This window comes from Flavobacterium sp. ZT3R18 (assembly GCF_007097385.1).
Classification (GTDB): domain Bacteria; phylum Bacteroidota; class Bacteroidia; order Flavobacteriales; family Flavobacteriaceae; genus Flavobacterium.
In genome coordinates this window covers 105,408-119,264 of the sequence record NZ_VJZS01000012.1, presented here as the reverse complement: position 1 = coordinate 119,264, position 13,857 = coordinate 105,408, and the positions used below count along the sequence as shown (strand labels likewise).

The 13,857-nt window shown below is 33.5% G+C and carries 12 protein-coding genes; all 12 read right to left on the bottom strand.

Translation table 11 applies throughout. From position 1 onward, the window contains the following. Positions 1 to 12 precede the first annotated feature (12 nt). Positions 13 to 1,008 (bottom strand): glycosyltransferase family 2 protein, encoded by a 996-nt coding sequence (locus tag FNW52_RS13590; protein ID WP_143377992.1) that lies wholly within the window; start codon positions 1,006 to 1,008, stop codon positions 13 to 15. 7 nt (positions 1,009 to 1,015) lie between these two features. After that, on the bottom strand, positions 1,016 to 1,756 hold the full coding sequence (locus FNW52_RS13585) for a class I SAM-dependent methyltransferase (protein ID WP_143377991.1): 741 nt from the start codon (positions 1,754 to 1,756) through the stop codon (positions 1,016 to 1,018). A 3-nt stretch (positions 1,757 to 1,759) separates the two neighbouring features. Beyond that, a complete protein-coding gene (locus tag FNW52_RS13580; protein WP_143377990.1) occupies positions 1,760 to 2,824 on the bottom strand; it encodes a peptidoglycan bridge formation glycyltransferase FemA/FemB family protein in 1,065 nt (354 codons plus the stop codon). Further along, positions 2,824 to 4,443, bottom strand: a complete 1,620-nt coding sequence (locus FNW52_RS13575) for a hypothetical protein (RefSeq protein WP_143377989.1) — start codon at positions 4,441 to 4,443, stop codon at positions 2,824 to 2,826. Before FNW52_RS13575 ends, FNW52_RS13580 begins: the two co-directional genes overlap by 1 nt. A gap of 99 nt (positions 4,444 to 4,542) precedes the next feature. Then, positions 4,543 to 6,081 (bottom strand): glycosyltransferase family 2 protein, encoded by a 1,539-nt coding sequence (locus tag FNW52_RS13570; protein ID WP_143377988.1) that lies wholly within the window; start codon positions 6,079 to 6,081, stop codon positions 4,543 to 4,545. After that, positions 6,078 to 7,229 (bottom strand): glycosyltransferase family 4 protein, encoded by a 1,152-nt coding sequence (locus FNW52_RS13565; RefSeq protein ID WP_143377987.1) that lies wholly within the window; start codon positions 7,227 to 7,229, stop codon positions 6,078 to 6,080. Before FNW52_RS13565 ends, FNW52_RS13570 begins: the two co-directional genes overlap by 4 nt. A 5-nt stretch (positions 7,230 to 7,234) precedes the next feature. Beyond that, positions 7,235 to 8,116: a hypothetical protein gene (locus tag FNW52_RS13560; protein ID WP_143377986.1), complete on the bottom strand. Its 882-nt coding sequence runs from the start codon at positions 8,114 to 8,116 to the stop codon at positions 7,235 to 7,237. After that, positions 8,116 to 9,549 (bottom strand): MBOAT family protein, encoded by a 1,434-nt coding sequence (locus tag FNW52_RS13555; protein WP_143377985.1) that lies wholly within the window; start codon positions 9,547 to 9,549, stop codon positions 8,116 to 8,118. Before FNW52_RS13555 ends, FNW52_RS13560 begins: the two co-directional genes overlap by 1 nt. A 48-nt stretch (positions 9,550 to 9,597) precedes the next feature. After that, complete coding sequence (locus tag FNW52_RS13550) at positions 9,598 to 10,998, bottom strand: UDP-glycosyltransferase (protein ID WP_143377984.1); 1,401 nt, start codon at positions 10,996 to 10,998, stop codon at positions 9,598 to 9,600. Next, positions 10,998 to 12,119: a UDP-N-acetylglucosamine 2-epimerase gene (gene neuC, locus FNW52_RS13545; protein WP_143377983.1), complete on the bottom strand. Its 1,122-nt coding sequence runs from the start codon at positions 12,117 to 12,119 to the stop codon at positions 10,998 to 11,000. Before neuC ends, FNW52_RS13550 begins: the two co-directional genes overlap by 1 nt. A gap of 1 nt (position 12,120) precedes the next feature. Then, complete coding sequence (gene neuB / locus FNW52_RS13540; protein ID WP_143377982.1) at positions 12,121 to 13,161, bottom strand: N-acetylneuraminate synthase; 1,041 nt, start codon at positions 13,159 to 13,161, stop codon at positions 12,121 to 12,123. Between the two features lie 8 nt (positions 13,162 to 13,169). After that, complete coding sequence (locus FNW52_RS13535) at positions 13,170 to 13,844, bottom strand: cytidylyltransferase domain-containing protein (RefSeq protein ID WP_143377981.1); 675 nt, start codon at positions 13,842 to 13,844, stop codon at positions 13,170 to 13,172. Positions 13,845 to 13,857: the final 13 nt, after the last annotated feature.

Below are 13,857 nucleotides of genomic sequence, written 5' to 3'. Positions count from 1 at the left end.
TTTTAAATTAAGCTAACTTTTTGGTTTACTAAAAATCAAACTCCACCACCCAACAGTCCTCCCTAGTGCTTCGGTAAAAGCTGCTGTTCTTTTTGTTGCGCTAAAGATATTACTAAATCTAATGATTGTCAATAGTATTGTAATAGAATGCCATTTTAGTTTATCTTTTAATGCTGGTTTAGGATTTTTAACACGCCACACATACCAACCGTTTCTTACCACCATTTTACCGTATTGGTATTGATTCGGTCTTCCCGAGGGGTTGTGATAATGGCTTAAGGTTGCTGCTGTATTTAGGTACAATTGCCCCTTTTTGCCGACTCTTAGCGTAAAATCGGCATCTTCATAAAGACCATACCCTTCAAAATAAGTAGAGAATTGAAAGCTATCAAATACTTTTTTTCTAAAAGAAGAAACCCCTCCCATTAATTGTTCTACCTGATAAATTTTACCGCTTGGCGGCAAAAAACCAACACTTCTTCCATGAGAGAACAAAGGAGAAAATCCTGGAGGAGCATCACTATCTAATCCTATTTTTTTCCTAAGAATAAATCGGCTTCCGTCTTTTCGTTTCCAGCCATCAAAATAAAATTCGTTGCTTTTAGGTTGGTAATTATCTCCTACAAACTCGTACTTCGCTTCATTATTGATATAACCACCAACTCCCAATGCTTCTGGGTACAGTTTATAGGTATTTATCAATTGTTCAAAATAATCTTTTTCTAAAACTATATCATCGTCTAAAAACGCAACAATATCCGACGATTTATCTACTCTAGCAATACCATAATTACGCTGTTTGGTTAAACCTCGATGTTCATTTGGCACCTGATAATAGTCAAGATTTTTAAAATAATTTTCTTTTAAAACCAGTTGTGTTTCATTATTAGTAGATCCATCAATAATTAAAATTTCATCGGGATAGATAGTTTGCTCCCTTACCGATTGCAACAATTGAAGCAAGGGTTTTGGTCGCATGTAGGTGCAGATGATTAATGATAATTTCATGAATTTTCTATTTTGAAGCTATAAATATTAAATTATTATACCCTTTTTTTCTATTATAGGAAGTACCATTCAAAATTGAAAATTCTTCTAAAGAATAAACTTCAATATTTTTGAACCCCGATTCTTCAATATCTTCTAGCAATCCTTTTTTAGCATAATAATAGCCTGGAATATAAAGCCCATTAAAACCAGTATCCCTATTACCAACATTTTCTCCCAAAAAAACGGAAAAAAAATTTCTAATTTTAAAATACAATGTTTTCGTTAAAGTTCCGACTTGATTATGAACCGTTCCAATCATAACCCCATCATCCTTTAGAATTTGATGAGCATTTTTTAAAATCCCCAAACGGTTATTCCTTTCAGGAACGTATGTTAACATACTATTTAATACAGTAACTAACTCAAATTGACAACTCACTTTATTAAAGTCTAAAGCATTTCCAACAATCGTTTCCGTAATGGAATTCATCTTCCAAATTTCAAGATTTTTTTTGCATTTTGAAATCATATTTTCTGAAATATCAGAAGCAACAATTCTACTAGGATGATAAATTTCTACAATAGATTTAATTTCTCTACCGGTACCACATCCAAAAACTTTAATATTTTTAATTTTTCCAAATGCTTTATATCTCTCTTTTGCTTTTTCAAACATAAACGCTTCAAAATTTGATATGTTTTTCGAAATGTCTTGTGTTTTAATAATATTTTCATTCTCCCAAAAGTCTTTATTTCCCACTTTCATCTCTTATTTTTTTATCATTGATAATATTTGCGCTATTTTCTTTTTATATGGTTTCATGTATTTATCAAAAAACAAAAACATTTTAAAAACAAATGGATTCAAAACCCAATGAAACTTAGAATTCTCAAACAATATTTGCTCGGTATTAAAACTATTTTTAAAATCAACAACCCCTTTTGACCCTCCCAAGGAAATATTATATCCATCAAAACCATATTTTAAAGACATTTTTATTGCTTCCCATTGAAGAAGATCTCCAGTTCGCAAATCCGGCATTTCTTTTTTGGACCCCCCTAAAACATAAGTCAAATAATTCCCTGATTTTAATAATAATACAGCCCCTTTCAGTTCCTTATTTTTGTAAACTCCTAACATTTTTAAAACATCTTTTTCTAATAAAGCAAATAAACATTCCTTTATTTCATCCCAGTCTCTTATAGTATAATTTGACGCTTTTGAATTCTCAACAAAAAGCTGATACCCTTCTTTAATTTTCTCACTAGTCCCCAATTCCTCAAAATCTAAACCTTTACGATAAGAGTTCCTAATATTCCTCCTTATTGATGGCTTTAGAGACATTATTTTTGTTTCAGTATCAAAACCTTTCAAACCTACCCAATTTAGTCCATTTGAAGAATAAACATATTTAAATAAATGTCCCTGTTTTGCGTTTTTAAGAGAATCAAGTTGAGGAAAATCAGGATACACATGACTATTGGAAACTGATGAAAATGGCAACGTAATATGACTGTAACATGCTTTAAGCTTTTTGGCTCTTTTAGGCACATTATCAATAAGAGAATTTAGATCCCTTTCATGCCCTTTGCTTACAATTGGTCCAAAAGGAACGATATAAAACTTAAAAAACAATACTTTGGCAATTACAACACCATACCCGCCTATAATAATGTTGTTTTCTAAACAAAGACACACTTCAAAATCAAAATTATAGGATTCATAAGAACGCAACCAATCTGACAATACTAGATGACTCCCTTTATCATTAGCTTGCACAAAATTGTCCCATCTTTCTAGCCATTGCTTGTCTTTTGTAAAAATAAACTCCATTACTTTACGGTTCTATAAATTATATTCGTTTCATTTTTCACAACTATAGTACCCAGTTCATCAACATCAAACAATACACTCTCAAAACCTGACCAATAATCAACCAATTCTTTTAAAGTAGGATTCCAAATTTCATTATTTATAATTTTTGAACCTAGAAAATTAAAGTTTTGCTCTACTATATAATTAATCTCATTCTTACTATAAAACAACCTGCCTTTGTGGTACTTCATAGGTACCGAAAAATAGGTATGGGCAATAAAAATTCCTTTCTCTTTTATAAGCGATTCAATGTTTTCTTTGCACAATGCCTTTTCAAAATTAACTATTTTTAACGTCTGAAAAATATAAAATTCCTTCTCAAAAATGGTATGTTTGAATAAAATCGGGCTATATTTTGCTAATTTATAAGGTTTGTTTTTGTTGCTATTCCAAAAAACAAAAACGGCCAAAAAACTGGAAGCCAAACCAAAACCATCTTTAAGTAAGGCATAAAATTTACTCTTATCCTTTTGATAAACCACTTTTTTAAAATTTCCAGCGATACTTTTGTATTTCTGAATCAATTCTTGATCGGCATAAAAGTGAAACATCATATTTTTAGCCATCAACTGCAATTGTTTCGAAAAACGTAATCCTTTATTTCCTTTTATGAAACTAGAAAGTGTAAATTGTTTCGTATTCAATTGATTAATTACCCCTACTGTTGCTTTACCCGAGTCAATATAATTCCACAGAATTTTAATATTTCTACTTATTAAATTGGCTTCATAATCTTCGTCTTTTATTTTTTTGTCTTTAAAAAGCGATAAATTATACGGCTGAAAACCATGATCAATCCATGTAGAAAGACTAGAAAAAGGAGCTTTAAAATTAAAAAAAGCATCAAAACTATCTGGAATAGATTTTAAAGATTGCGAGAGAGAATGGTAACCTAACTCATGACCATCTTTCTGCCATAGCAACAACTCTTCTGCATCATTTTCAAAGGAAGCATTGTCTGATCGTTTTGAAAAATGATCTAGAAAAAAACCTTTCGTAATTTTTACATTGTTTCGCTTAAAAAAAGCTCTTTGAATCGTTAAATTTTCTGGGGTATCAAAATCACAATGATCCGTAAAACAAGCTATTGCTTTAAATGGTTTTTTTGACCGACTTAATTCAACAGCATTTTCCTTAGAAAACAAAACCGCTAGTTTTTGTTTTCTATTAAAGTTTTGATTTGCCGATTGAATAGTAACTTCATTCTGCCCGTTAATATAGTTCGTTAATGAAGCAGCGTACTCAGGATTAAAACGCCACATCAATACGTTTTTGTGTTTTTTACTAACTTCCCAAATCCCTATATTACAATTTGCTTGAACCAGTGTTCCATCCTTCAATTTAATAATCTTAGGGCAAAACTCATTCGCTATTCTATTGCTATTACAATTTACCCATTGATAATCGTGATTTCTAAATTGGGTAATGGGTTGATAAAATTGTATTACAATATCAAATGAATTGATTGTTGAATACATAAAATTTGTGATGTCTATTTCTATTTTATTCTTTAGACCTCCGTCAAAAGGAACTTCGCTTTTCCCTAATGACGTACAAATTGAAATAGATTGTATCAAAATAAGTGCTTGTTTAATATGTGTTTATTATTGTAAGATAAAATATCTGTTCAGCAGTAAATGTAGTTTTTATCCAACTGCCAATCAAGGGTGATTTTACTATCTTTTTTTTAATTCTTTTGCCCAAAAACCACTTTTTCTCCACTGCTTATTGAAGTAAATTAAATAACGAATTGGGTTTTTGACATTTTGATGTCTATAATACTTAAGAAACAATGTAGTTTTATATCTGCTTATTTGCTCCTTACAATTATACTTGAGTTTCACATACATAATCGTAGGGGAAGGTTTGGGCTGTATCTTATCATTAGTCCATGCAAAAGTAGGTTTTATTCTAAATCCACCCATGGGAGCTTTTAGATGCAAAATCGCTATCTCGGGAAAACAAATAACATCTACTCCTAAATTACGCAATTGCAATCCAAAATCAGTATCCTCCCCGTATCCAAATTCTAAGCTCTCATCAAAGGATACTTTTTTTAACAAATCGGCTTTCAAAAAACTATTTCCAGATCCAAAAATACTGGACTGATGAATATGAAAATTATGTTTATGCTCATTTACTTGTAAATATGCTGTTGTCAAACTCAAAATACCGTATTGCTTAATACCCTTGAATACCTCCTCTATCAAATCCGATTCAAATCTATTATCATCATCATTCAAGAATACCCATTCACTTTCTACTTGACTCAATGCCAAATTCCTAGCATTGCAAGCTCCTGCTTGATGTGTAAAGGTGTGTTTTATAACAAAAGGCCAATCCTCATTATGTATGTAATCGAGTTCTGAAACGCTTTCGACCGAGGGATTTTGCTCTACTATAATGACATGAACTGGCAAATGGGTTTGTTGCCCTAAATCCTTCAATACATCATACAAATAGTCTTTTCTCCCAATAGTCGGAATAATAACATCTACAGTGGGGTTAACCACAACTGTAAGGGATGAATTGACTTTAATAGTATCTATATTCGTTGCATTTCTTTTTCTATTCTTAAAAAAGTAAGCGTATAAAAAGGCTACTAAAGGAAATTCATGTTCGTAGATAATTAAATTTAGAAACAACATTACTACCCATCTCTTTTTATAGTGTTGTTTTATAAATTTAAAAAGGGTAAAAATAGAAGCTTTGGGAGAAGAAACTAAAAAGTGTTTTTTTAACAGCTTCGGTTCAGAATAGCACAACAAACCTTGTGGTTTACACACTTTGGCAATTGAATTTAAATAATAATCAAAATCCGAATCCCGTTGTATCGTTCCCTCAGTAGCTTTTATTATTGAAGCATGAACTCCTCCTACTAAACTACTCATTTGCCAGGTAGGATACCTAACGCTTTTATTGATTTTAATAAACAACGATTCCTCTACATAGCCTATTTTCGAGCCTAAATAATTACTGCTACTCGGATTATAGGAAAGCATTATTTTATTGTGGTGCATTATCGTATTGAGTTCCGCTAGATTAAGCACTTCTTGATACTCTTCATGACACCAAACCAGTTTTGACTCTGGAAATCGTTCTGCCAATTGCATTAAACCAAAAGCAATAGGTTTATTCTTGGCAAAAGATATTTTACTTTTATCCTCCAAAATAACCTTGGTAATCCTGTTGTTTTTGTGATATACTACAATCAAAATTTATCTATTATGGTTTTATAAAAAGCAATGTTTTGCGCTACTATTTTTTCAATATCAAAAACAGCCTCTGCCCTTATTCTAGCTGCACTTCCTATGGTAGAACATAAAATATCGTCTTGCAACAAACCAATTATTTTATTGGCAAACTCATCATGCTCTTTAGGATGTACCAAATAGCCACTTTCACCATCAACGATTAATTCTTGTGCCCAACCAATGTTGCTATTGACCACTGGTTTTTGCAAAGCCATAGATTCAATTGTGACCATTCCTAAAGTCTCTGCAAAAGTAGGAAAAACACAAACATGAGCTTTTTTTATAAAATCCTGCACTTCTTGATACGAAATCTTTCCTAAATAAGAAACATGGTTTATATCGTCGTTTTGAAATTGTTGTTGTACTACTTTCCAAGTCGATTTAGAATTGGTTAGAACATCAAAAGAGTCACTTCCTATCAAAACCAATTGAGCTTCTGGGAATTTACTCCTAACTTTATCGAAAATAGCTGGCAATTCAAATACCCCTTTTTTTCGAATTATCGTTCCTATGTATAAAATCAAACCTTTCTCATACACCAATGGATAGGTATTTTTAAAATAATCCAAATCCAATCCATTATGAATGGTTTGAATTGTTTTGTTTTTTATTCCAAAAAGCTTTTTAGACAGTTCTCCTGCAAAACTCGTAGGCGCAATAAAAGCATGAGCTTTCTTAATTGCTAATTTCTCAAACCAAAAATTCTTAAGCTTTTGTTTTCTATCTTCCAAATGACAAAAATAGCTATCACTTCCGTGAAAACGAATCACTAACGGTGCTTTCAGATTCATAAAAGCTGTTATTCCTGTCCAATCTGGCGCTTCGACCAAATCAATTTGATCCAAAACAATATGGGTATTCAAGTAATTTTGAATGTACTTTCGATGAAAATACCAACCCAATACTTTATATTTTTGAGTTTTTATCAAATGGATTTTGGCTCCTTCTTCTTGGAGAAGAGCATCTTCTTTTTGACCATAAACAAAAATTGAAACAGTAACCCCTTTTTTAACCAAAGACACAGCTAGATTCTTGATACTTGTACCAATTCCTGCCGCATAGCGTACCCGATCATGAGGATATTCTGGAGTTAAAAAAGCAATGTGCATTGTTTCTATTTATTAAAAAAGTCTTTCAGAATTCGAGCCGTAAACAATCTTGCGCCTGTGTCATTCATGTGCCCACAGGAAGAAAAATATTTGTCCTCAACCACCACATTTTCATAATTATGAATTTCTGGATATAGTTTTTGAACTTTATCAAAATAATTAATCCCTTTAGTGTTTTCACACATTGGGGTCATTACCGCTATGAAATTTATACTATTCGCCTTGCAAATTTGCTTAATCTCTTCGTAATATCGGTTGTATTTTAAAGGTTTTAAATTGACAATATCATTTTTCATATTGGCATTCGGTTTTTTCCCTAAAGGATAATAGCCCAAATTATCTAAATGAATAGTTCGCTTATGAATAACATTAAAAAACATTTCACGAAAACCGATACGCTCATCAAATTTAATGTAGCGGTAAAAAGGGATGTAATACAATTCCTTAAAATCTTCCTCTTGCTCAAAATGGGTTGCAATCGTTTCCGACTGATGCAAGTATGGCAAAAACTGAGCTGCAATCCCTTCAGCTTGATGATCATTCGACAAATTCAAATCGGCTTCTAGAATTACATTTTTAATTTTATAATGTCGTTCCACCATTAATTTTAAAAGCAGGGAAGCTTCAAACAAATGCCCGCCACTCATACCGTAATTGAATGTTTTTAGTCCTTTGTCTTCAAACATTTGGGCAACAAAATGGTTATTGGCTCTGGAAGAACCTAAAACAACCACATCATAATTTTGATTTTTTGAGTTGTAAACATGATCTATTTTACCTCGATTGCTCGATTGCAAATAAACAGCTGTATATAAAAAGTCTGAAACAACAGCGATTACTATCGTTAAGACCAGTATTTTTAAAATGAATCGTATAAACTTTTGCATTAGAATTGAAAATATATAAATTCTTTATAATCAGAATAGGTTCCAAAAGCGATAATAGCAGTTATAGCCAGAGCCAATTTAACGGTATTGTATTTCCCTGAAATAGGCTCGACTTTGGTTCTATTATTCCATTCGACCAAAACAAAAATGCCTACCATCAAGAGTAGTTCATAATTGTAACGCTCATTGGCAAGATACTGTGAAGCAAATTCTCTGTTTACTACTATTCGTTTCAAATACAAACAAGCATCGGTTATGGTTTTGGCTCTAAAAAACACCCAAGCTATACAGGTTAACGAAAAAGTATATACCATTCGCCCAATTATTCCAACCGATTCAAAATTCCATTTTAAAGGTACTGCTTCAAGATTATTTCGGTTTCTACTTAACAATAGCAGTGGTAAAAAATACAATGCGTTGATAAATCCCCAAGTCACATACGTCCAATTGGCGCCATGCCAAAAACCGCTTACCAAAAAAATAATAAAAACGTTTCTGATTTGCATACTCTTTGATCCTTTGCTTCCGCCTAATGGAATGTATAAATAATCTCTAAACCAAGTGGTAAGAGAAATGTGCCAACGACGCCAAAACTCGGCTATATCTCTTGAAAAATAGGGATAATTAAAATTGCGTAATAAATCCAACCCAAACAATTTTGACATCCCCAAAGCCATATCAGAATATCCTGAGAAATCTCCATAAATTTGGAATGCAAAATAAATGGCTCCCAAAATCAGAGAAAAGGAATTCATTGCCGTATAATTATCAAAAATGGCATTGGCATAAGTCGCACAGGTATCAGCAATGACAACTTTTTTGACCAATCCCCAAATAATTTGGCAAACTCCTTCTTTGGCTTGAGCCAAATCAAACTCTCTTTTTATTTTTACTTGAGGTAATAAATGAGTTGCTCTTTCGATAGGACCAGCTACCAAAAGTGGAAAATAACTCACGAACAAAGAGTAATCGACAAAATTATATTCGGCCTTGATTCTTTTATAATAAATGTCAATCACATAAGATAAACCGTGAAAGGTATAAAAAGAAATCCCAACGGGCAAGATGACATCCAACAAAATAGGACTCGCTTTAAATCCTACAGCAGTGAGCATTTGCGCAAATGAAGCTGAGAAAAAATTATAGTATTTAAAAATTCCTAAGAATCCCAAATTAACACCAATACTCAACCAAAACCAAAACTTCCGCCCTTTGTCATTATTGCTTTTTTCAATTTGAATTCCAGTATAATAGTCTAAAAATGTTGAGAAGACCAACAGAAACAAAAAACGCCAATCCCAACAGGAATAAAAATAATAACTCGCAACAATGAGGAGCGCATTTTGAGTACTCTTCGTTTTATTAAAAACAAACCAATACAAGAGAAACACTATTGGTAAAAAAACGGCAAAAGCCAGAGAATTGAAAAACATAATTTAATTTAAAAAATTGTAGGGTAATCTAGGGTACAAAGAAAAGCATTATTCTTTAGAAATGATGGTTTTAATTCCTTCCCAAATACGTTTTGAAGCTTCTTGTGGCCGATGATAATTGATGATTTGAAACCATTGCTTTGCACCTTCTATAACCGAGGAGTTCGTTGCTATTCCTTTCTCGATTATAGTTGCAATTGCATCTGGACTGTTGATCCAAAAAACGGTTTCGGTATTGGGCATGGAACGAAAATGTACATAATTGTATATTTTTTTAACAGACCAATCCGAGGTTTTTCTATTAGCAACATCATAATTAATAAAAGCACACCCTTTATGATGCGCCACATAATCAAAAACCATAGAAGACCCTAAATTGACCACTAGTTCCGTATGGGCTATCGTATTCATTTGCAAATCAACATCAGCTTGAGTGGGCAAAACCGTATTCCAACCGCCTCCAATTTTTTCCCAAAGTGGTGCAATTGGATTGATTACATCTTGATATTCATCGAGTACTTTTTCATATCGACTCGAAAAATCAACGGGGCAGCGTCGGAAAATAATTCCCAATGACTGGCCATTTTTGTTCAATTCTCGAATGGCGATTGCAACATCTTCTAGGTATTTTGGATCATCCGGGCAAGTTGTTACATCATCCCCCGAATAGCAAATGTATTTTTTATCTGTATCTAAAGCGTTTTGCTCAAAAAAATCTTCTTTTGAAAGCAACTTATTTTTATCAAAATGAGATTCAAATTGTGGAGTCCCAGTCACAAAAACCTGTGATTCTTGAATATACGGATAATAAAAAAGCAATTCCTTTTTCATCAGGTCACTCCACACAAAATAATAATCTGTTTCTACCACCATAGTAGCCTTGGGCAAATTATCCCAAGAAAAAATGAAGGTTGCCGTGGGAATTCCTAATTCCTGTGCTGCTAACAATGGTGCAATTGCTGTCATTGGTCGCTGATTGGTACAAAAAACCACAACTGGTTTTTCCTTTTGCAAGGTTTCTAAACATTGATGATAATACAACGTTTTGCGCTCCTCTTGTTTTATTTTTTCTCGAATACGTTTTAACCCGTACTTTGAAGAATGGGTAAAAGACAACAACTCAGTGGCTCCACTTTTCATTGCTTTTATGGGTGTTGCATACGAAAAAGGAAATCGATACGTATCGTAAACACGATCTTTGGTTCTTCGGATATTGAGGTTCAATTCGATTTGCTTACGGACATTCTTATAGGTCTCCGTAAGTGGATGTGACTTGGAGTTTTGAATCTTTATTTCTTTAAAACCTAATTCGGCTAAATCAAACGGAGTATTGTTCCAAAAAACAATGTCGAAATTTTCTTTTATACCCAATGCATGAAAATCAGAATACGCAAAATTTCGTAAACCAATTCCATCGGGTAAGAGAATGAATATTTTATTATTTTGCATTATCTGTCTCTAAACTGTTTTTGATGATTCATTTGCCAAAACTCTTCTTTTTGAAGACATTCCAAAAATAATTCGGCGCTATTGCCTTGCCCAAAATCGGCATCTGTCTGTTCCACTTGGCGTGAATCAATAGTTCTTAAGGCTTCTGATATGTTCTTTTCATCATAATCTACATTTATAATATCAGCATGAACCGCTCTATTTTGTTGGCGAGTACCAATATTAATAATGGGAATTCCGTAATAAGGTGCTTCTCGAATTCCTGCACTACTATTCCCAATGATGAATTGACAGTTTTTTAATAATGTCAAAAAATATTCGAATCGCAATGATGGAAAAATCCTGAAACGAGGATTAGCGATTAATCGTTCGTAGGCTTTCAAAACCGTTTTGCTTCCTAAATCATTATTTGGAAAAACCACAACATAGTTATGGTTATCGGCAAGCAATGCATTTACAAAATGGGTTGCATATTGTTCCATTTCTTTTATTTCGGTGGTAACAGGATGAAACATCACTATAGCGTAGGTTTCAAAAAACAATTGATAATATTCTTTAGCAACAGCTAAATCCGGAAGTTTATCCGAAAACATAACGTCAATATCAGGTGAACCAATAGTAAAAATTGATTCTTTTATCTCCCCCATTTGTTGCAATCTTTTGGCAGCTTCGGCATTGGAAACAAAATGAATATGACTCAGTTTGCTCACACTATGACGAATCAATTCATCTACCGTTCCCGATATTTCGCCACCCTCAATGTGTGCCACCAAAATATTATTTAAAGAACCCACAATGGCTCCCGCCAAAGTTTCGACCCGATCACCATGTACGAGGATTAAATCCGGCTTTACTTTTTTTACATAACTGGAGAGTCCTTCGATGGTTTTGGCCAATGTCAAATCCATGGTGGTTTCATGGGTATGATTATGAAAAGTATGGATGTTTTTATACCCACAACGTTGTATTTCTAGTAATGTATAACCGTATTCTTCCTGTAAATGCATACCGGTTACCGCTACAAAAACCTCAAATTCGGGTTGTTGTTCCAAAATCGAAATCAATGATTTTATTTTGCCAAAATCGGCACGGGTTCCAGTAAGGAAAAGGATTTTTTTCATTTTATTCAAAATCACTAAAATCTAATTGCTCATCATTATCAATACCCCTAGTGGCTTTTTTACCTAACAGATCATCAAAGTGCTCGGCTAATATTTTACCCGTTCCAGGACGCTTTACCCAAATATTCTCTTTGGTAAAAGTTTCCCCTTTCTTTATATCTGCAATAGCACAAACGGTGGCAAAAGCAAAATCAATAGTCACTTGCTCTTCTTGGGCTGGTTCTTTAAGACCACCACGCATTTGCCAAATCTCATTAGAATTTACTATTAAATCCTTTGTGGTTTCTTCATCCATACTGCACACAATATCTGGCCCTGTGCGCTGCATGTGATCCGTAAAATGGCGCTCGAGAATACTGGCTCCCAAAGCCACTGCTCCCAAACAAGCATTATTATTCAGCGTATGATCGCTCAATCCAAACACTTTATCCGGAAAAGCTTCATGCATTTGAGTCATGGCTCCCAAACGAACTAAATGTGTTGGTGTTGGGTATAAATTAGTTGTATGCAATAAAGCTACAGGGACTTTATGGTTATCAAAAATAGCTACTGCTTTGCTAATACTTTCTATGGTATTCATTCCAGTACTCAAAATAACAGGTTTCCCTAACGAAGCAATATGCTCTAATAGCGGATAATTATTGCATTCGCCCGATCCGATTTTATAGGCTGGAATATTAAATTTTTTCAATCGCTCGGCTGCAGCACGGGAGAATGGAGTCGAAATAAAGATCATTCCTTTACTTTCTACGTACTTTTTCAATTCTAATTCGTCAGCTTCGTTCAACGAACAACGTTCCATGATTTCGTATATGGACACATCAGCATTGCCAGGAATGACGCTTTTGGCGGCTCCAGACATTTCATCTTCCACAATGTGAGTTTGATGTTTAACAACCTCAACACCGGCTTTATATGCAGCATCAACCATTTCTTTGGCTATTTGTAAAGAACCTTCGTGGTTGATACCGATTTCGGCAATGACTAATGGCGGAAAATCTGATCCTATTTTACGTCCTGCTATTTCTATGTATGGGTTCATAAAAGGAGTTATGAGTTGTGGGTTATGTTTTTTTGAAAAAGATACTCGGCATAATCCAAATCTTCTTTCGTATCGATATCTATATTTGCAAAAATATGATTTACCTCAAGAGGAAAAGCAGTTTCCGAAATAATAATTTCCTCTAAAATCAAGGAGGCTTTAGTGATATACAACAATCCGTTTTCAAAAAAAAGCGGCTCTAAATCCTGGCTGCGTTGTCCAATTGCATAATTAAAAGGAATAAATTTACTGTCTATAATTTTCCCGAATTTCTGATGATTTCTGGTCACTGTAAACAAGCTATTATGCTTTCCAATTTTATAAATTTCAAATGCTTCTTTCAATAAATTTTGAGGACGCAGTGGATTGGTAGGCTGTAGCAAAATAACATTATCTACAGTATCTTCAATTGTTTCTAGAACATGCTTTAAGGCTGAAATCGTTGGCTGCAAATCCCCCGAAAGAGATGCTGGCCTATCAATAACTTTTGCCCCATGAGCCAACGCTATTTTTTTAATAGTTAAATCATCTGTAGAGACATAAATAGCATCTATAATTTCACTATTTGCTAATGCATATTGTATTGAATGTACCAATAATGGTACACCTCCAAAGAGTCGAATGTTTTTTTCTGGTATGCGTTTTGATCCGCCTCGGGCAGGAATTATAGCTATGTTTTTCACTTACATTTAACTG